The 19,300-nt window shown below is 65.3% G+C and carries 16 protein-coding genes; 11 read left to right on the top strand and 5 right to left on the bottom strand.

All coding sequences use genetic code 11. The annotated features are described in order from the left end of the window. Positions 1–20 precede the first annotated feature (20 nt). The 6 genes from DBZ45_RS17025 to DBZ45_RS17000 all read left to right on the top strand — a co-directional run bounded on the left by DBZ45_RS17025 (position 21) and on the right by DBZ45_RS17000 (position 4,267). On the top strand, positions 21–320 hold the full coding sequence (locus DBZ45_RS17025; protein WP_223257134.1) for a hypothetical protein: 300 nt from the start codon (positions 21–23) through the stop codon (positions 318–320). Positions 321–566: 246 nt separating this feature from the next. After that, entirely contained in the window at positions 567–1,520 is a 954-nt protein-coding gene (locus DBZ45_RS17020) for a hypothetical protein (protein ID WP_111905052.1), read from the top strand. 9 nt (positions 1,521–1,529) lie between these two features. After that, a complete protein-coding gene (locus DBZ45_RS17015; protein ID WP_111905051.1) occupies positions 1,530–2,204 on the top strand; it encodes a class F sortase in 675 nt (224 codons plus the stop codon). Positions 2,205–2,417: 213 nt separating this feature from the next. Continuing rightward, a complete protein-coding gene (locus tag DBZ45_RS17010; protein WP_111905050.1) occupies positions 2,418–3,065 on the top strand; it encodes a SipW-dependent-type signal peptide-containing protein in 648 nt (215 codons plus the stop codon). Between the two features lie 6 nt (positions 3,066–3,071). Further along, entirely contained in the window at positions 3,072–3,713 is a 642-nt protein-coding gene (locus DBZ45_RS17005) for a SipW-dependent-type signal peptide-containing protein (RefSeq protein WP_111905049.1), read from the top strand. 17 nt (positions 3,714–3,730) lie between these two features. Continuing rightward, positions 3,731–4,267, top strand: coding sequence for a signal peptidase I (locus DBZ45_RS17000; RefSeq protein WP_111905048.1), 537 nt, complete (start codon positions 3,731–3,733; stop codon positions 4,265–4,267). A gap of 463 nt (positions 4,268–4,730) precedes the next feature. Here the strand turns inward: DBZ45_RS17000 and DBZ45_RS16995 are convergent, their stop codons facing one another. Continuing rightward, positions 4,731–5,576: a phosphatidylinositol-specific phospholipase C/glycerophosphodiester phosphodiesterase family protein gene (locus tag DBZ45_RS16995; RefSeq protein WP_111905047.1), complete on the bottom strand. Its 846-nt coding sequence runs from the start codon at positions 5,574–5,576 to the stop codon at positions 4,731–4,733. 240 nt (positions 5,577–5,816) lie between these two features. Further along, the gene (locus DBZ45_RS16990) at positions 5,817–7,799 is read right to left on the bottom strand and encodes an APC family permease (RefSeq protein ID WP_111905046.1); all 1,983 of its coding nucleotides are present in this window, start codon (positions 7,797–7,799) and stop codon (positions 5,817–5,819) included. Positions 7,800–8,172: 373 nt separating this feature from the next. Here DBZ45_RS16990 and DBZ45_RS16985 point away from each other — a divergent pair, with 373 nt between their 5' ends. Together DBZ45_RS16985 and DBZ45_RS16980 are read left to right on the top strand one after the other, a co-directional pair. Continuing rightward, a complete protein-coding gene (locus DBZ45_RS16985; RefSeq protein WP_111905045.1) occupies positions 8,173–9,606 on the top strand; it encodes a TrkH family potassium uptake protein in 1,434 nt (477 codons plus the stop codon). After that, the gene (locus DBZ45_RS16980; RefSeq protein ID WP_111905044.1) at positions 9,599–10,291 is read left to right on the top strand and encodes a potassium channel family protein; all 693 of its coding nucleotides are present in this window, start codon (positions 9,599–9,601) and stop codon (positions 10,289–10,291) included. The genes DBZ45_RS16985 and DBZ45_RS16980 overlap by 8 nt, the downstream gene beginning before the upstream one ends. Positions 10,292–10,294: 3 nt before the next feature. On the opposite strand, the gene DBZ45_RS23015 is transcribed toward DBZ45_RS16980, so the two are convergent. Further along, positions 10,295–10,666, bottom strand: coding sequence for a hypothetical protein (locus DBZ45_RS23015; RefSeq protein ID WP_190243169.1), 372 nt, complete (start codon positions 10,664–10,666; stop codon positions 10,295–10,297). A gap of 571 nt (positions 10,667–11,237) precedes the next feature. On the opposite strand from DBZ45_RS23015, the gene DBZ45_RS16970 reads away from it, so the two are divergent. Continuing rightward, on the top strand, positions 11,238–16,892 hold the full coding sequence (locus tag DBZ45_RS16970; protein WP_190243168.1) for a carboxypeptidase regulatory-like domain-containing protein: 5,655 nt from the start codon (positions 11,238–11,240) through the stop codon (positions 16,890–16,892). A 186-nt stretch (positions 16,893–17,078) separates the two neighbouring features. Continuing rightward, positions 17,079–17,255 (top strand): CsbD family protein, encoded by a 177-nt coding sequence (locus tag DBZ45_RS16965; protein ID WP_111905042.1) that lies wholly within the window; start codon positions 17,079–17,081, stop codon positions 17,253–17,255. A 119-nt stretch (positions 17,256–17,374) separates the two neighbouring features. Here the strand turns inward: DBZ45_RS16965 and DBZ45_RS16960 are convergent, their stop codons facing one another. Together DBZ45_RS16960 and DBZ45_RS16955 are read right to left on the bottom strand one after the other, a co-directional pair. Beyond that, the gene (locus DBZ45_RS16960; protein WP_111905041.1) at positions 17,375–17,695 is read right to left on the bottom strand and encodes a carboxymuconolactone decarboxylase family protein; all 321 of its coding nucleotides are present in this window, start codon (positions 17,693–17,695) and stop codon (positions 17,375–17,377) included. A 20-nt stretch (positions 17,696–17,715) separates the two neighbouring features. Further along, entirely contained in the window at positions 17,716–18,129 is a 414-nt protein-coding gene (locus DBZ45_RS16955) for a (R)-mandelonitrile lyase (RefSeq protein ID WP_111905040.1), read from the bottom strand. Between the two features lie 128 nt (positions 18,130–18,257). Between DBZ45_RS16955 and DBZ45_RS16950 the strand changes: the two genes are divergently transcribed. Next, positions 18,258–19,166 carry a helix-turn-helix transcriptional regulator gene (locus DBZ45_RS16950; RefSeq protein WP_111905039.1) on the top strand — a complete coding sequence of 303 codons (909 nt, stop codon included), beginning with the start codon at positions 18,258–18,260 and terminating at the stop codon, positions 19,164–19,166. Positions 19,167–19,300 lie beyond the last annotated feature (134 nt).

The following is a 19,300-nucleotide window of genomic DNA, read 5'->3' as shown; positions in this document are numbered from 1 at the left end:
CCCCATCCTGAAGGAGCGCAGTGGCGCAACAGGATGACGGCGCCGATTGCGCCAGGACGGAGCCCGCCATGGCTGAACCGGCCGCGACCGACGGATCCCCCGGGCGCATCATCGACTGCCGATGTCTCTCCCCGGGCGATCTGGTGGAGGCCCGCTACAACGGCCGCCTCTACTACGAGGGAAAAGTGACGGAAACCGTGCCGGTCCTTGGCATGTTCTGGATCCTCGAGACCAGGACCGGCACCAGGAAGCTCCTGGACCCGCTGGCTTTTCACGTGATCCGGTTGGCGGCAGCTGAGGGGACCGGACCCACGCGCTAGCGTGTCAGTGACGTTTGCCACAACGGGAATTGCTCGGTACTTTAGCCTCACAGCGATCTTTCGGGCGGCATTCAGGCAGAAACTGGGGTCTCGCCGTCGTACTTCGGATGATCAGCAGTACGAGCGACTCTCCTGCACGGCCCTGCCGGACTCTTCGGACCCTCCGTCATGAGCCGCTCTGCCGCGTGCTGAAACTGCCGGGGCCGTCCCGGCGGCCGCTTCGTGTATTTGGGGGACGCACACACTATGACCGCTGTATCTAAATGGGTCGCCGCCGGTTCGTCGGCTGCAGTTTTCGCCGGCGGCCTTTTTCTGGGAGTCCCGACGGCCGCCGCGGCACCCGGCGACGCCGCCTGCCAGCAGGCCTTTAACCAATACGAGTCCGCGCTCGGCGCCGCGGGCATCACGCAGGCAACTGTTGCCGATCTCGAGTCCGCAGTCGACGCGGCGGCGGCGGCCGAAGCTGCGTACACGCCCCTTCAACAGGGTGTCGACGACGCCGAGGCTGCTCTGGCCGCGGCCGAGGCACAGCTCGCTGACGACGAGGCCGCCAAGGACGCAGCCGAAGAGGCACTGGAGGAAGCCCAGGATACCGGTGATCCCGAGGCAATCGAAGCCGCGCAGATCGCCTATGAAACGGCAGACGAGGCCCGTGGAGACTCCAGAGACGCTGTGGAGCTGCGGGAGTCGGAGTTGAACGCTGCCATGGTTTCACCGGAGCTCATCCAGGCCCGGGACGCCCTGGATGCAGCGGTCGCCAACTTCGAATCCCTGCTGGCAGCCGTCTCGCTCGATGAGGCTTCCGCCACCAACCTTATGGGCCTCTTCGAGGCGTACCTGACGGCCTGCGATCCGGACACCCCCGGCGTTGATCCCGTGGTCACGCCGCCGGCCACTCCCCCGGTGGTTCAGCCAGTCGCTCCCCCCGTCAATGCACCGGGAAACACGCTGGCCAGCGCACCGGCCGGTGCACCGGGAAGCACGACGCCGTCGGTTGGCGCTGCGCTCATTGCGACTCCCGCCGGGGGCGGCAACGCCGCCGTCGCAACGAACAAGGGTCTCAACGTACAGACCGCGGTCGAAGCCGAGCCGGGTGTTGACCCTGGACTGGCGCTCCTCGCCGGGCTCCTCGCGGCGGGAATCGCTGTGCCGGCAGCGGTCGCCAGGAGGATGCGCCGCACGGAGCGCGCCCGCAACTAGGCACATCACTTGGAAGCGCCAAAAACGTCCGGCCGGCACCGGCGTCAGCGCCGGCCCATCCGCTGGCACTGGTTCGCTGTGCCCCCGGTCGCCGCCGCGGGCTTGGCCGCCGCTCTCTACCTGGCCCCGTCGAACGCTGTGGCCCCGAACGATGGCGGCAGCACCGCCGTCGTGCCTTCAGCCGCTCCGTCAGCGGTGGCTGCTTCCCCGAGCACCCCCGCCGCCCGGAAGCCGCTGCGGCCGCTGGCCGCAGCGCCGACAGCGGTGTCGATCGACGCTGCCGATCTGGATGTACGGGTACTGCCGCTGACGCCCAGCGCGGACGAGATGGCTTCGGAGTCGCTGGTGCCGCCGCTGACCCTCGATGCCTACTGGCTGACCAGCTACGGCGTGCCCGGCACAGGCTCGACCAACACGACGTACATCGTGGGGCACAGCTGGGACGGCAGGGACGCCCCGTTCAACCGCCTCAGCGACGAGTCCCTCGTGGGCAAGGCGGTCACCGTGACCACGGCGACCGGCACACTGAAATACGTCGTGGATTCCGTGACGACGCACGAGAAGAACACGCTCAAGGACAGCGACATCTGGAACGTCGTGCCCAACCGGCTGGTGCTGATCAGCTGCTACACCGAGGACCCGTGGGGCAAAAACGTGGTGGTCGCGGCCTCTCCAGCCCCGTAGGTCCGACGCTCTCTCACTTCCTGCCACCAGTAGCCCGACGCTCTCTCAGCTTTCGCCGCTTCTCCCCCAACGCTCCATCGCTCCACAACAACCTTGACTCAATATTGATGGAATCCTGCGCAGATCTTAGGCGTGATCGGGCAGGTAAGTGAGAGTCCTGTGACAGTATGAATTCGGTTGAAAAAATCAGACAAAAAACTTCCTGGGGGAACTATGTCCACGACTGAAATTACGACAGTGACCGCTTTGCCTTCTGCGGATAATTCCAAGAAGAGGAAGCTCAAGGCAATTCTGGCCGGCGGCCTGGTCCTCGGTATTGGTGCCGCCGTGACCCTGGCGGCGTGGAACGACTCTGAATTCGTGAACGGCGCCTTTGGTAGCGGCCACTTCAAGATGATGGGAAGCAAGGACGGCGTTATCCCGTTCGAAAACTACGACACTTCAGGCGCTGCTAATGCGCTGAGCTTCTCGGATGGTTTCAACAACCTTAGCCGCGACGAAGTAGTGGCTGCGCCCTACGTAGTGCACCTGGATGCAGACAGCACTTATTCGGGAGAAGTAACCGTCGAATCTGCCGCCGGCTCTACAGGCACCGACGAACTCCGTTACGGAATCATTGAGGTTCCATCAGTGGCAGGTTGCTCGACTGCGGCATTACCCACTCCCGAAAACACCGTTGTCCCGGCAAACACAAAATTCAATACTGATCCGGGTGAGGGCAGCTTTACCCTCGACAAACCTGTTCAAGGGAATCCAGGAGCGAACGTCTACCTTTGCGTTCTAGTCAGTGCAACCAGCAATCTCCCTCAGGACACGACTGCCACGGCCACCTGGAAGCTCGTCGCGAAGAGTAACTCCTAACACGTCATGCGCAAACCCGTGAAACCGCTGCGGCACCGCACTTTCACGCGTGTACGCGCGGTCCTCGCTGGCGCCCTCGTCCTCGGCTTGGGCGCCAGCGTGACCCTCGCTTCCTGGTCCGACCCGGAGTACGCCGCTGGCACTTTCACCGCCAGCACTTTCCGCCTGCAATCCAGCACCAACAACACGGGCTGGAGGGACAGCCCATCAGTGGCGGACGCATCCCTCGTGGTTGGCGCAACCGGACTGTCACCCGGCGCGTCGGAATACGCATGGCTCAATATCCGCACCTCCCCGGAATCTACGGTCGGCGGAACGGTGGCACTGACAAGTTCGACGTCAGTAGGAGGCTTGTCGCCGGTCGGAGACCTGACGCTTGCGCTTGAGTACCGGGCGGTGCTGACTGCGGCGGAGACAACCTGCGACGCCGCTGCCTTCGCCGGCACACCTCGCTACGTCGCAGGATCGTCGTCCGCCTACCTGCCCGTCACTGCCGTGGAGCCTACGCCGGTACCTACGCCAGTCGCCGACGGCGGCAAGGCGCCGCTGCGTTATTGCTTTGACGTCCGGATCAAGCCCTTCACAGACACCAGCTACCAGGGGAAGGGCGCAACAGTCACTTGGTTCTTCACGGGAACATCGGCCTAGACAAGGAAGGACCGGCCATGAGCCGAAGGAACATGCGAGCGCGTCTAGGCAACGCACTCCTAAACGTCGCCGCGGTCGGGGGCTCGGTTTGCATCGTCCTGGTGATCCTCGCCTTCTTCTTCCAGATCACGCTGATCATGTTCAAGACCGGTTCCATGAGCCCGACAATTCCGGCGGGTTCACTCGCCGTTGTCAAGAAAATCCCGGCGTCCGAGGTGCGGGTGGGAGACGTCGTCACCATTGACAGGCCGTCGGCGCTACCGGTGACGCATCGCGTCACGTCGGTATCGCCGGCAGAAGGTGGCGCCGCCAGCATCACCATGCGTGGCGACGCCAACCCCACTGACGATCCGCTGCCTTATGAAGTCGAGACGGTGCGGATCGTCCTCTGGTCCGCGCCGGAACTCGCCTACACGGTGAACGCCGCTAACAACCCCCTCGTCATGGGCGGCATGACTGTCGCAATGGCCGTCGTCGTGACGTGGGCTTTCTGGCCCCGGGACGAGCCGCGCCGCCGCCGGAATGAAAGCGAGCACCAGGGAGCCGCGACGTGAAGCGGCAGCGTCTCGCCGTCGTCGGGCTCCTAGCCTTGGTGGGCGCCTTTGCAGTGGCGCCCCCGGAGCCGACGACTGCGGCCTGGATAGTGCCGCAGCGCGCCGAAGCGACACTTGCGGCCGGGACGGTTATGCCCCCGACTTCACTCACCTGTAGCGCAGTCGACCTCCGAGAGGTCCGCTTCAGCTGGACTCTGCCCGACGGCGGTCTGCCAAGAAGCGGCTATGCGTGGACCCTAACACCGTCCAACCCCGGCGGCCCGACCGGCCAGGGAAGTAGCAATAACGGCAGCCAGGCAAGCCTCGATGTATCGTATGGCGTGCTCGCCTCCGGTTCAGCTGATTTTTCCCTCGTCGCTGTTGGGCCTGGTGGGTGGAAGTCCGCTCCGGTCAAAGCCGAAGTGACTGTTCTCCTAAGCCTGCTCGGTCTGCCTCTCGGCACAGACTGCAAGATTCTAGGGACCTAGCCACGCCTGCTCAGAAACCTGTCCAGCGAGGGAAGGTCGTCAGTGTTGATGTGGTCGACACCGGCGTCATGAAGTTCGGTCCACATCGCGTCGCGCGCAGCCCCGGCCTGGTCCGGCGTCGCCCAGAACCGCACCCGGTACCCCTGAGCATGGGCGGTTTCCACGGACGCACGCAACCTGGCGCGCTCGGCCTCCGGCATCGGCCCGACACCCTGCCACGTGAACAGCTTGGTCCAGTTGTCGCTGACCAGCGGCATCAGCGCGGCAGGCATCCCCGTCGCCAGATCCGCCGAGCGGCCGTCATAGAAACCGAACCGCTTGGGCGCAGCCTGCATCGTCGCCAGCGGGCGGTTGCCGCTGATGACGGCGGTGACTGGCCCGGTCGAAACCTTGCCGTTGGCGTAGCGCGTCATCAGCGCAGGGTGCTCCGCCAGTTCCTTCTCGACGGCCGCATAGGTCGTCTCACCGTCGCTCTTGATGTCGATCAGCAGCTGCAGGCTACCGTCCCAGCCCGGGTAAACGCTGTGGCCCTGCTGCCGTACGAGCTTGTCGAGCGGGTCCAGGTAGAGGCTTTCGAGGGTGATGCCGGCCCGCGCATCCGCGAGGTCGTGCGCCACGCGCAGCTCGCCGTCCACCAGCCAGACGTCCGCTTCCACACTCGTGAACCCGTGTTCCAGCGCGTCGAGCAGCGGCCGGCCGTGTTCATAATCGTTGTGCGCGTGCGCTGCGGCATGCGGCTCCCCCAGTACGACGGCGGCACCCGGTGCCGCGGTGGATGGGGCGGTGATTCCGGCGAACGCCGTTAGGGCGACAAGGGCAGTGACAGTGCTTTTGAGCAGCACAGGGTTCTCCTTCAGTGCGGTGGCGACGCGGCCGCGTGTCCCTGATTGGGAACGTCCGACGGCGCGCCCCACCACCCTGCCCTCTGGCAGCTAACGCTTGCCCACCCTCACCTGACGCCGCGGTGAACAGGACATGTCGTGCGCCGCGGTTGGCAACTGACAGAGCGTTGGGGGGAAACCGGCAGGAACTGAAAGAGCGTTGGGGGGAAACCGGCAGGAAGTGAGAGAGGGTCCCGCGGGCTAGCCGACGTGGATGCCGGGGCGGCGGGCGGGGTCGGGCTCGTTTTCGCGGATGATCTCGCGGACCACGGGGGCGGTGTCGCCGCGGCCCAGGAGCAGGTAGCGCATCAGGTGGGCCAGCGGGTTGCCCTCGGCCCACTCGAAGTACGCATGCGGCCGCACCCCGGTGGCGTCGCGCAAGGCCAGCAGGATCGCGGCGATGGCGTTGGGCGCGGCCGGGCTGGTGGCGCGCAGGACGCGGTGCCCGGCCACCTCGACGCCGCGCACCGTGAGCACGTCACTGAAGCCCGACGGGTCCGTGACGTCGATCTCCAGGAACATCACGTCGGCTGTGCCGGGCACGGGGTTGTTTTCCCGCTGCGCGGCCTCCTTCTCGGCGTACTCCTTGGCGTCTCTGGCCTGCGGGCGGTTGGCGATGATGTTGATCCGCCCGTCGTAGTCAATCGTGTCCGTCACGAATCGGCGCGCAGCCTCGTCGAACTCGATCCGGTCCACCCGCAACTCGGTGGTCCGCGAGACCCGGGACACCAGCGACACCACCACGATGCCCAGGATGAAGAACCCGGAGATCGCCAGGCCGTCCGGCTTCTCGATCACGTTTTCCACGAGGGCGTAGAGCATCACGAGGGTCAGGACGGTGAAGCCGACGGCGGCCCCGCGCTTCTTCTTGCGCGCGGCGGAGATGCTCACGGCCACCGCGCCGGACACCATCATGAACAGGATCCCGGTGGCGTACGCGCCTGCCTGGGCGTTGACGTCGGCCTTGAAGCCGATGGTGATGAGGATGCTGATGGCCGTGTACACCAGGACCACGGGCCGCACCGCGCGGGACCAGTCGGGCGCCATGCCGTAGGACGGCAGGTACCGGGGCACGATGTTGATCAGCCCGGCCATCGCGGAGGCGCCGGCGAACCACAGGATCAGGATGCTGCTGACGTCGTATACGGACCCGAAGCCGTTCCCGAGCCGCTCGTGCGCCAGGTATGCGAGCGCTCGGCCGTTCGCCGGCCCGCCCTCCTGGAACGCCTCGGCCGGGATCAGCACGGTGGTCACGAAGCTGCTGCCGATCAGGTAGACGCTCATCACCACGGCCGCCGTCGTGAGGAGTTTGCGGGTATTGCGGATCCGGTTCCGCAGCGTCTCCTCCGGAGTTGCACCGGAAGCCTTAACCAAGGGCATCATGCTGACGCCGGTCTCGAAGCCGGAGAGGCCCAGGACCAGCAGCGGGAACGCCAGGATCGCGGGCCCGGCGATGTTGCCAAAACCGCCGCCGGAGGAGGTGAGTTGCGCCATCCAGGCGGCGACGGCACCCGGCTGGGTGACGGCGTCGTAAATTCCGGTGCCGATGATGACGGCGTTCAGCAGCAGAAAGACGCCCACCAGTGGAATGGCCACGGCCACCGCCTCGGAGAAGCCCAGCAGGAACACCCCGCCCAGGATCAGCAGCATCACCACCGTAATGGGGACGGCCTGGCCCTCCAGGAACGGCGGCAGGTACGGGTTCTCCAGCATGTGCACGGTGGCGTCGGCGGCGGACAGGGTGATGGTGATAATCCACGACGTCGCTACGAACCCGAGGAGCACCAGCACGAACACCTTGCCGCGCCAGAACGGGAGCAGGTTCTCGAGCATGGCGACGGACCCCTGCCCGTGCGGGCTCTCCTGCGCTACCCAGCGGTACATCGGCAGCATGCCCAGCAGTGTCAGGGCCACGATCAGCAGCGTGGCCAGCGGCGACAGCGCCCCGGCGGCGAGCGCGGCGATGCCGGGGAGGTAGGACAGCGTGGAGAAGTAGTCCACGCCGGTCAGGCACATGACCTTCCACCAGCTCTGCTGGTGCCCGGTGCCCTCGGCGGACTCCGGCCCCACCGGCTGGTGCACCTTGTGCTCCAGCAGCCACCGCGTGAACGCGCCGCCGGGGCCGTTCTCCCGCTCTGGGTTGGGCACGCTGGCCGGAACGGAGTATTGGGCTGGTGCGGTCATGGAGTGTCTTTCTGGATTTTGGGGGAAATCGCCGTCCCAGCGGCGGAGGTTCCGCCGTCGGACGGCGGAGGGCGTCCGACGGCGGGGGCTACTTCGTTGCTCTGATGAGCCGGTAGATCATGTAGCCGGTTGCGCCGATCCCGAGGATCAGCCACAGCAACGGGGCGCTTTGGGTCAGCATGGCAGGACACGGCCTTGCGTGCTTGAGGTGGCCACGGGGTCCTTCGATTCACATGGGCAGTTTGCTGATGACCACGGGAGCCTAGCACCGGCCGGAATCCGCAAAGCGCCAAAACCGGGGATCTTAACGCTTTCTTAACGCCTCCTCCTTCACACCGGCTGCAGGGGACACCGCGGTGGTAGCGTGACGCGTATGCGCGACGTTCCTGCCCCGAAGGCCCCGCCTGCGGCCGGAACGGACCGTAGGTACAGCGGGCTGTGGGCCGGCGGCTCCAAAGTTTTCCCGCGCATTCTCAACGTCTTCGCGCCGCAGCACCCGGCCCAGGTGATCGTGCTCGGGTTCGCCGGGGCGGTCGCCGTCGGCACCATCCTGCTCATGCTGCCCATCTCGCGGAACGGCCCCGAGGGTGCACCCTTCCTCGACGCCCTGTTCACGTCCACGTCCTCGGTGTGCGTCACGGGGCTGATTACCGTTGACACGCCGGTGTACTGGAGCGGCTTCGGCAAGGTGGTGATCATGGCCCTGATCCAGATCGGCGGGTTCGGGGTCATGTCCTTCGGCACGCTGCTGGGCGTGCTCATGGCCCGCCGGTTGGGCCTGCGCTCACGGCTGTCAGCCGCCGCTGAGACCAGGAGCACCGGCTTCGGCGACGTCCGCCGCGTGCTGCTCGGGGTGCTGGCCATCAGCCTCACCGTGGAGATCGTGCTCGCCGGCATCCTGGCCGTGAGGCTCGTGGCCGGCTACGGCTACGAGCCAGGGCGGGCCATGTGGCACGGTGTCTTCCACTCGGTGTCCTCCTTCAACAACGCCGGATTCGCGCTGCACACGGACAACCTCATCGGCTTCGCCGGGGACCCGTGGATCTGCCTGCCCATCGCCGCTGCGGTGATCATCGGAGGCCTCGGCTTCCCGGTGCTGTTCGAACTGCGCCGGCAGTACCAGCGGCCCATCCACTGGAGCATGAACACCAAGCTGGTCCTGGTGGGCACTGGGGTGCTCCTGGTCAGCGGGACTGTCTTCCTCACCGCCGTCGAATGGTCCAACCCGGCCACCCTCGGCCGGCTGAACCCCGGCGAGCGCATCCTGGCCGGGTTCTTCCAGTCCGTCATTACCCGCACGGCCGGGTTCAACAGCGTCGACATCGGGCAGATGCACGAGGTGTCCTGGCTGGGCATGGACATCCTGATGTTCATCGGCGGCGGCCCGGCCGGCACCGCGGGCGGCCTGAAAATCACCACCTTCAGCGTGCTGTTCTTCATCATGCTGACGGAACTGCAGGGCGGAACGGCCGTGAACATCTTCGGCAAGCGCCTGTCCCGCGCCGTGCACCGGCAGGCCATCACGATGGTGCTCCTGGCCATCGCGCTCGTAGCCGGCTCCACGATGTTCCTCATGATCATCACCGGCTTCGGCCAGGAGCGGATCCTGTTCGAGGTGATCTCCGCGTTCGCCACGGTCGGCCTGTCCACCGGCATCACGGCCGGCATGCCGCCGGCCGGGCAGGTGGTGCTGATCCTGCTGATGTTTGTCGGCCGCCTCGGCCCGGTGACGCTCGGGGCCGCACTGGCGCTCCGCGAACGCCCGCTCCTCTACGAATACCCGAAGGAAAGGCCCCTCATTGGCTAAGAACTTCTTCTCCCGTTCCCCCGAATCCACGGCACAGGCGGATTCGGTGGTGGTCATCGGACTGGGCCGCTTCGGCGGGTCGCTGGCGCTGGAGCTCGAGGCGCAGGGCACCGAGGTGCTGGGCATCGATTCCAATGAGGACACCGTGCAGTCCTACAATGGCCGACTCACGCACGTGGTCCGGGCGGACTCCACCAAGGAGGAGGTGCTGCGCCAGCTCTCCGTCCACGAGTTCGACCGTGCCGTGGTGGGCATCGGCAGCGACATTGAGGCGAGCATCCTCACGACGTCCCGCCTGCTCACGTTCAAGAAGCCGCAGATCTGGGCCAAGGCCATCAGTGAGCCGCACGCCGAGATCCTCAACCAGCTCGGCGTAGACCACGTGATCCGGCCCGAGCATGACATGGGCAAGCGGGTGGCTCACCTGGTCCGCGGCTCGCTGCTGGACTACGTCGAGTTCGAGGACGACTTCGTGATGATCCGCACCAGCCCGCCCACCGAGGCCCGCGACCGTCCGCTCGGCGTGCTGGGCCTGCGCGACAAGTACGGCATCACCATCGTGGCGGTCAAGCGCCCCGGCGGCATCTGGGGCCACACCACCGCGCAGACCGTCCTGTACGACGACGACCAGATCATCGTGCAGGGCAGCAAGACCCAGGCGGAGCGGTTCAGCAACCTGCCCTGACGCTTAGCGCGTTGCCGGTGCCTCAATAAAGACCACCTGGCTCAGGCTTCTCACAGGCCTTCGCCGGGCGGGAGGCTTGCCGACGGCGTTTGCCGGGTTCCCGGCGTCGGACGCCCTTACGCTTCCGGCACCGTTGGAATGCCCGACGGCGTCTGCCGCCTTTCCGGCCGCGACCCGCCGCACGCTGAGCTGCTCGAGGTCCAGCAGCCGGCGGGCTCCGGTCCGGGCGTCGATGATCCAGACGAGGTCGATGTCCTGGATCGTGCTGCTCACGGTCCCCCGGTGAGCCAGCCGCCCCCGGTGCCAGGCCTCAATCTCGTCGCCTACAGCCAGTTCTGCACCGGACCGCACTTCAAGCTTGTCTTGTTCAATCATCTCTGGGCCCCTTCCCCGAACAGCTTCGATGGCCCCAGCCTGCACCACGATGTTTTCAAGAACGTTTCGCGTTGATGATGGGCTCGTGTCAGGCCCCGGTGCCGCGGAGCTGCCTGGCAAAATAACAGCTCCGACCGGCGCTCCCGTTGCATTTTCCGGAAATTGCGCGCTTCTTGATCCAATCCTGTGGAATTCTTGAGTTTCGATTTGCAATTCAGCTTTTTGTTACGAACGAGGCGATCCACGGGCACAATTCGGCAGGTAGTTGATTACACCCTATTCTTCCACTCGGTTTATATACCCCAATCTGCGGGTTACACTGAGGCGTTATTTGACAATTGAATGGCGCAGCCGCACCGCTGCCGTACCCGTGGGGGGATGGAAGATGCTCGCTAGGAGCAGGCGATTCCGCATGAGAATCGCAATATTGTTATCGGTAATGTCGGCACTGATAGTTACGGGGTTGACACCGGCGGCCGCAGTAGAAGTGGGCGGCGATGCCAGTGCCTCCATCAGCGGAAAAATCACCGCTGACTTCTCTGGAGGCAGCCAAGGGTACATAGGCGTTCACGTGACCAACGCCGAAACTTCTGAATATGTGACCAGCAGCTATGCAGATGCCGAAGGCAATTACACTGCCGGAAATCTTCCTGCAGGCTCCTACAAATTGCAGTTTTTTGACTACAGCAACATCCACCTCGGAGAGTGGTACGGCGGAACCGCCGACCAGGCGAGCGCCACGGTGGTGGCCCTCGCCCCCGCGCAACAGCTCACCGGCATCGACCTGACCCTAGTCAAGAGCGCAGCGATAAGCGGTCAGGTAACGGCGCCGACGGGAGTCGATCTCAACGGCATTAGCGTCAGCGTCCACACTGCGGACGGCATGTCCATCCCGGCCTACGCGCCGGTGGCCGGAGACGGCAGCTACAAGGTCATCGGCCTTCCGGCGGGTAGTTACAAAGTCCTGTTCAGTGGAAACAGCTCCGGGGCCCTGGACCGCTGGTACGAGGGTGCCCAATCCATTGACACCGCCACTCCGCTAACGCTCGCCGCGGGCCAGGAGCGGACCGGGATCAACGCAACACTGGATAAGGGCGCAACCGTCAGCGGGCGGGTCACCGCCCCTGAAGGAGTCGACCTCACAGCCGTCAGCGTCAGGGTCCACAAATCGGACTACTTCTCCTACTCCGGGTACGGACAGGTCAGCCCGGACGGCAGCTACACGGTCAAAGGGCTGCCCGCAGGCAACTACAAAGTCCACTTTGACGCATATAACTCCGGAGCGCCGGACCAGTGGTATGCCGATGCCGACTCCTTCAACACCGCCACTTCCATTCCGCTCGCCCAGGGCCAAGACCTCACCGGCATCGACGCAGCAATGGTGAAGGGTGCCACGATAAGCGGGCAGGTCACCGTACCGGCAGGGATGGATGTCACCTCCATAACAGTGCAGGCGTACGCATCCAACAGCACGTTAGGCTTTCCGGCGAGCACCTGGGTCAGCCAGGACGGCAGCTACAGGATTGCCGGCCTTCCGGCAGGGACCTACAAAGTTCAGTTCAGCGGAAACAGCTCCGGCGCGCTGGACCAGTGGGCCGCGAACGCCGAGTCGGAGGAAGCCGCCTCGCCCATAACACTCGTCCCGGGCCAGGATGTCACCGGAGTCGACGCGGCTTTGGTCAAGGCCGCGACGATCAGCGGCCGCGTCACCGCACCGGCCGGCGTAGACCTGACGGGCGTCACGGTACGAGTCCACAGGTCCGACAGCATGTCCGGCTCCGGGTCCGTCCAGGTGGATCAGGACGGCAGCTACAGGGTCACAGGCCTTGCAGCGGGAAGCTATAAGGTCCAGTTTGATGGAAACAGGTCCGGCGCGCTGGACCAGTGGCATGCGGGCGCCCATTCATTCGAAACGGCCACTCCCCTCACCCTCGGAACAGGCCAAGACCTCACCGGGATCAATGAGACCTTGGTCAAGGCGGCTTCCATAAGCGGACGGGTCACCCTCCCCGCCGGCGTTGATGCTGCCTCCATTTATCTCAACGTTTACTCATCGGAGGACCGCAACAGCAGTAGGTGGTTCCAGGTCAAGGCAGACGGAAGCTATACCGCCGGCGATCTTGCCGCGGGAAGCTATAAGATCCAGTTCGCCGGCGACGGCACCGGGACCCTTGCACAGTGGCACGCCGGGGCCAAATCATTTGAAACTGCCACGGCCATCACACTTTCCGAAGGCCAGGACCTTACCGGCATTGATGCTGACCTCGTTACAGGGGCCTCGATCAGCGGCTTGGTGAGCGCACCGGCCGGAGTGGATTTGGCCCGGGTGAGGGCCTACTTGTTCCCGGGCGGCTCGTACGACTGGTCATCCACGGTAAGCCTGGGTGCCGACGGCTCCTACAAATTCGTCGGGCTTCCCGCCGGCTCCTACAAGATTCAGTTCGACGCAAGCGATTCCGGAGCGCTGGACCGATGGTATGGCGGTGCATTGACGTCTGCTGAGGCTACCGCTATTACTCTTGCGGATGGGCAGGCCAGCACGAACGCGGATGCAACTCTGATCAAGGCCGCCTCGATTAGCGGCCAGATGGTCGCTCCGGCCGGCGTCGACATCGCCGCTGTGAACGTGGCCGTATACAACACAGACAACGCCCGGGCGTTTCCCCTTTATGCGGAAGTGCAATCTGACGGCAGTTACAGGGTTTCCGGGCTGACGTCCGGTAACTACAAAATCCGCTATTCCGGCTACGACTCCGGCGCCCTGGAGCAGTGGCATGAAAATGGCACCAGCATGGCGACCGCCACAACTGTTGCGGTAGCCCCCGGACAGGATCTGTCGGGCATCAAGGCAACCCTGATCAAGGGCGCCACGATCAGCGGCACGGTAAGTGCACCTGCCGGCGTCAGGCTGACATCGACGTATGTGACGGCAGTCTCAGAGGCAGACCCGTACCGGCCTGGCGCCAGCGTGAACAGCGACGGAACATACAAGCTGAAGGGCCTGGCCGCGGGAACATACAAACTCAATTTCCAGGGCAACTCGGGAGCTCTGGAGGAGTGGTTTGAGGACGCCCAGAGCGAGGCGGAAGCAACCCCTGTGACAGTAACGTCGGGCCAGGACCGCACGGGCATCAACGCTACGCTGGCGAAGGGTGCCAGCATCAGCGGCAAGGTCACGCTGCCGGAAGGCGTTTCCCCTTACTCGGTGTACGTCAGCCTGTATAGGACCGGCGAAACCTTGCCTACGGGCACCGCGTACCTCGACGATGCGGGCACATACACCTTCCGCGGACTGCTGGCCGGAGGTTACAAGCTGCAGTTCCGGGGATACGAAAACAACTCGGGTGTCCTTCAGCAGTGGTACAGCAATGCCACCTCCATCGGCACCGCAACTGAAGTGGCCGTTACCGCGGGCCAGGACCGCTCCGCCATCGATGTGACGATGAAGAAGGGTGCCTCCATCAGTGGCAAGGTGACTGCGCCTGCCGCGGTAAATCTAAGTGCGGCACAGGTTCACGCCACGCTCGCCGGAGCCCCCGCTGACAGTGCGGCAGTCGTCTGGGTCGCAACAGACGGAACCTACACAATCGCTGGCCTCGAACCGGGTACCTACAAAGTGCGGTTCTCAGGCGAACAGAGCGGGGCCACGGATACGTGGTACGGCGGCACGACAGCCGACACGGCAACCCTGGTAACGCTCGCGGCGGAGGAGGCCAAGCCGGCCATCGATATGGCCGTCGGCACGGGCGGGTCCATACAGGGCAAGGTGACGGGCACGGTGAGCGGCTACTCGTACCCGATCACCGTATTTGACCAGGCTGGGAAAGCCATCAGGACCACGCAGACGGACGCGGCCGGCAACTACAGCCTGGTCGGTCTCACTGCAGGTTCATACAAGGTCGCCTTCAACCGGTCCAACGGCTACTACGGGGACGAAGCGCAGTTTTACTCGAATAAGCCTGAGTCCGCAGGCCTGGAACAGGCTCAAGCCATCACCCTCGCTCAAAACCAGTCCGTGCAGAATATCGACGCAACGCTGAAACGTGGCGGGTCGATCACAGGAACACTGCTGGACAAGGCCGGCAAGCCGCTGCCCAACGCGTATGTTGAGGCCTACACCCGGGACGGTTCGTTCGTCACGCGCATGGGATTCTCCGATGACAGCGGAAAATACAGCATCGGCGGGCTTACTACAGGAAAGTACCTCCTGCATGTTCTCGCTTACATGAGTCCGGGCAACCTCTACTCGGGCAACACCGCCGAAGAAGCCAGCGCGATCCCGGTAGCCGTGACCAGCGGGAGTGCCACCACGTTTGACCTGTCCTACGCGGTACCCCAGCTCACCGCCCCGGCGCCCACCATCGCCGGCACCGCTAAGGTGGACTCCACACTCACCGCGGAGCCGGGCACCTGGGGACCTTCACCGGTGACGCTGAGTTACCAGTGGAAGGCCGACGGCGCCGACATCGCCGGGGCCACTGCCAACACCTACAAGCCCACGGCAGTTACGGTCGGCAAGATGCTGACCGTGACCGTCACCGGCACCAAGGACGGCTACACCACGGAAACCAAGACGTCCGCAGCCACGGCCAAGGTGGCGGCAGCCGCCCTGACCGCCCCCACACCCACCATCAGCGGCACGGCCAAGGTGGATTCCACGCTGACCGCGGTACCCGGCACGTGGGGACCTGCGCCGGTGACGCTGATGTATCAGTGGAACGCCGACGGCATCAGCATCACTGGAGCCACGGCAGGCACCTACAAAGTCACGGCAGCGACGGTCGGCAAGACCCTGACCGTCACCGTCGCTGGCTCGAAGGCTGACTACGCCACGGAAACCAGGACCTCGGCGGCCACCGCCAAGGTCGCAGCAGGAACTCTCACCGCGCCCACCCCCACGGTAAAGGGCACGGCCAAGGTGGGTTCCACGCTGACTGCAACCGTCGGTACATGGGGGCCTTCACCGGTTGCCCTGAAGTACCAGTGGAAGGCCAACGGCGCCGCCATCACCGGCGCCACCGCCGCCACGTTCAAGCCGGCCGCGGCACAGGTGGGCAAGACGCTGACCTTTAGCGTGACGGGCACCAAGACCGGGTACACCACGGCAACCAAGACCTCCGCCGCCACCGGCACGGTGATGGCCCTCAACCCCGTCCTCACCGCCCCGACTCCCAGGATCACCGGAACCGCCAAGGTCGGTTACACGCTGACCGCAGTCCCGGGACCCTGGGGACCGGCGGCGGTCACCCTGCGGTACCAGTGGAAGGCCAACGGCGGCGCCATCGCCGGAGCCACGGCAAGCACGTACAAGCCGGCCGCGGCTGTGGTGGGCAAGACCATCAGTGTCTCGGTCACCGGCAGCAAGGCCGGCTACAACACGGCGGCGAAGACGTCGGCACTCACCGCAAGGGTCGCCGTCGGAACCCTGTCCGCACCCGCTCCCAGGATCACCGGAACAGCAAAGGTGGGCTACACCCTGACGGCGGTTCCCGGCGCGTGGGGACCGGCACCGGTCGCCCTGAAGTACCAGTGGAAGGCCAACGGTGTTGCGGTTGCCGGCGCCACGGCCAGCACGTACAAGCCGGCCGCTGCCGTGGTCGGCAAGACCATGAGTGTCACGGTCACCGGAAGCAAAGCGGGCTATACGACGACGGCCAAGACGTCCGCGGTCACCGCAAAGATCGCAGTCGGCACCCTCACCGCACCGGTTCCCGGCATCAGCGGTGCTGTCAGGGTGGGGTCCGTCCTCACGGCAACAGGCGCCTGGGGGCCGGCGCCGGTCACGCTGAAGTACCAGTGGAAGGCGAACGGCGTTGCCATCCCGGGCGCCACGGCCGGCACTTACACCCCGTCAACCGCGGTGCTTGGCAAGACCCTGGCCGTCACGGTCACCGGCTCGAAGTCCGGCTTCACCAGTGTCACCAAGACCAGCGCGGTGTCGGTCAAGGTGGCCGCTGGCGTGCTGACCGTTCCGGCGCCCACAGTCTCAGGTACTGCCACAGTGGGCACGGTGCTCACCGCGGTGCCGGGCACGTGGGGACCGGCACCGGTCTCGCTGAAATACCAGTGGTACGCCAACGGCGTGGCACTCGCCGGTGCCACGGCCAGCACGTACAAGCCGCTGGCAACGGACATGGGCAAGACACTGACGGTAACCGTCGCGGGATCCAAGGCCGGATTTACGACGGCGGCGAAAACCTCCGCCACGACAGCGGCGGTGAGCTGACAACCTCGGTGAGCTGACCGTCGTCGCAAGTCAGGCGCACGAAAACGGCACGGCCGCTGCAACTCCAACCGGGTTGCAGCGGCCGTTCCACATTAAGGGCAGGAGCGTTCCGGCCCCGCCGCCGATAAACTGAGAGCGGCCGCCGCGGCAGCGGGCCGCCCCGGCTTTCCCGAACAGGAGGTCATGATGGGTTTGGGTGACAAGATCCACAATGCCGCCGAGAAACTCCACGGCAGAAGCAAGGAAGCAGCCGGACGCGCCACCGGTGACAGGCGCCTCAGGGCTGAAGGCAGGGAGCGCCACATCAGGGCCGACCTCAAGCAGGCCGGCGAAAAGATCAAGGACGCCTTCAGGAGGCACTGACCCAGGTCCCGTTTTAATGCTCGAGGCCCTGTCCGGTAAGAGCGGACAGGGCCTCGCCCGCGTTCGGCGCTCCCCCACGCCGGCGCCGCGAGGAGCCGGCGCACCCGGCAGGCAAGGGCTCAGCCGGTGAAGGTGTCCTTGGCGATCATGATCGCGGTGATGGCTTTGGGCCAGCCGGTGTAGAAGGCGAGGTGGATGATCGCCTCTTTGACCTCGTCTTCGGTCAGGCCGTTCTTCCGGCCGAGGGAGATGTGGTAGCCGAGCTGCTCGCTGTTGCCGCCGGCTACCAGGGCGGTGATGGTCACCAGGCTGCGGTCGCGGGGTGACAGCTCGGGGCGTTTCCAAACGTCGCCGAAAAGCACGTCGTCGGTGAGCCGCGCGAACTTCGGGGCAAACTCGCCGAACATCTTCTGGGCGCCGGACGGTTCGTTCTCAGTCATGAGTTTTCTCCTGCCCTTTCCTACTTCGCCACCGTGCGGGGGCCGTTGTATTCCTCGTCGGTGACGTGCTCGAACCAGCCGCCGTCGGCGGGGTCCCCGCCGCTTTCCAGCATGGCCAGGTGCTCCATGTAGCTGTCCGGGGCGGCTCCGTGCCAGTGCAGTTCTCCGGGCGGCGTGTAGATGGTCTGGCCGGGGTGAACCTCGAAGAGCTCCCCGCCCCGGGACTGCACCAGCCCGATCCCCTCGGTGATGTGCAGAGTCTGGCCGTTGGAGTGGCTGTGCCAGGCAGTGCGTGCACCGGGCGCGAAGCGCACCTTGGCCACCACCATGCGCTGGTTGTCGTTCTGCGGACTGGCGATCATGTCCAGCCACACGTCGCCGGTGAACTGCTCGGGCGGGTTCTTGACGGTGGGCGGCTTGGGCGCAATTTCCACTGTGATTCTCCTTTTGTTCGTCTCCAGTTACCAGAGAACCCCAGACAGGACAGGTAAGGGAGTCACCGTTCTTAGGGGTACCGGCAGGGACTCCCTCACAGGGCCGGAATGCCCCTAGCGTTATAGGCATGGACAACCGCACCGAAATCCGCGACTTCCTGGCCTCCCGCAGGGCGAGGATCACCCCGGACCAGGCCGGCCTGCCAGACTACGGCGGCAACCGGCGCGTGCCTGGACTGCGCCGCGGGGAAGTTGCCTCCCTGGCCGGGGTCAGCATCGAGTACTACACCCGCCTCGAACGCGGGAACCTCGCCGGCGCCTCAGATGACGTGCTGGAGGCGGTCGCCAGGGCACTGCAGCTGGATGAGGCCGAACGAGAGCATCTGTTCGACCTTGCCCGCGCGGCCAGCGCGGGAGGCAAGGCCCGGCGTCGACCTGCCCGGAAGCAGACGGTCCGTCCCAGCCTGCAGGCGATCCTTCACGGGATGACCGGGTCTCCGGCCTTCGTGCGCAACGGGCGGCTGGACATCCTGGCCATCAACAATCTTGGACGGGCCCTGTATTCGGAGGCGTTCGGCCGCGCCGAGCAGCAGGTCAACCTGGCCCGGTTCTGCTTCCTCGATCCGCGGGCCCGCACGTTCTATCCGGCGTGGGAGGACTCGGCCAACACCACCGTGGCCCTGCTGCGCACCGAGGCCGGCAGGGACCCGTACGACAAGGCCCTCCAGGACCTGATCGGGGAACTGTCCACACGGAGCGATGAGTTCCGCATCCGGTGGGCAGCCCACAACGTGCGCCTCCACCGGACCGGCCTCAAGCACTTCCACCACCCGGTGGTGGGCCGCCTCGACTTGGCCTTCGACGCCATGGACCTGGCGGCTGATCCCGGACTGACGCTGACCGCTTACAGCGCGCAGCCAGGTTCGGCCGAGGAAGACGCCCTCAAACTGCTGGCCAGCTGGGCCGCGAGTCAGGAGCAAACCGCGGCTGGCTTGCCACGGCAGGCCACACTGGAGCCCAAGCCCGCCAAGGGGTAACCCTCGGTTGAGTGACCCCCGCCGTTTCGGCATCCCAGACGCGGAGAGGCGTTAAAAAACCGTTAAGATTTCCGCCACGACAAAGGAAATACTGTTGGGGCGAACCACGGCAAAGTACCGTTGATCCATGCCGT

Source organism: Arthrobacter globiformis (assembly GCF_003261175.1).
GTDB lineage: Bacteria > Actinomycetota > Actinomycetes > Actinomycetales > Micrococcaceae > Arthrobacter > Arthrobacter globiformis_A.
This window is presented reverse-complemented; position numbering and strand designations above follow the sequence as displayed.

Bases quoted from the DNA above. Each gene is read 5' to 3' on its own strand.
- DBZ45_RS16960 (WP_111905041.1), bottom strand. From the start codon at position 17,695: ATGACTGAGAACGAACCGTCCGGCGCCCAGAAGATGTTCGGCGAGTTT.
- DBZ45_RS16985 (WP_111905045.1), top strand. From the start codon at position 8,173: ATGCGCGACGTTCCTGCCCCGAAGGCCCCGCCTGCGGCCGGAACGGAC.
- DBZ45_RS17010 (WP_111905050.1), top strand. From the start codon at position 2,418: ATGTCCACGACTGAAATTACGACAGTGACCGCTTTGCCTTCTGCGGAT.
- DBZ45_RS23015 (WP_190243169.1), bottom strand. From the start codon at position 10,666: ATGATTGAACAAGACAAGCTTGAAGTGCGGTCCGGTGCAGAACTGGCT.
- DBZ45_RS16990 (WP_111905046.1), bottom strand. From the start codon at position 7,799: ATGACCGCACCAGCCCAATACTCCGTTCCGGCCAGCGTGCCCAACCCA.
- DBZ45_RS16965 (WP_111905042.1), top strand. From the start codon at position 17,079: ATGGGTTTGGGTGACAAGATCCACAATGCCGCCGAGAAACTCCACGGC.
- DBZ45_RS17005 (WP_111905049.1), top strand. From the start codon at position 3,072: ATGCGCAAACCCGTGAAACCGCTGCGGCACCGCACTTTCACGCGTGTA.
- DBZ45_RS16950 (WP_111905039.1), top strand. From the start codon at position 18,258: ATGGACAACCGCACCGAAATCCGCGACTTCCTGGCCTCCCGCAGGGCG.
- DBZ45_RS17020 (WP_111905052.1), top strand. From the start codon at position 567: ATGACCGCTGTATCTAAATGGGTCGCCGCCGGTTCGTCGGCTGCAGTT.
- DBZ45_RS17000 (WP_111905048.1), top strand. From the start codon at position 3,731: ATGAGCCGAAGGAACATGCGAGCGCGTCTAGGCAACGCACTCCTAAAC.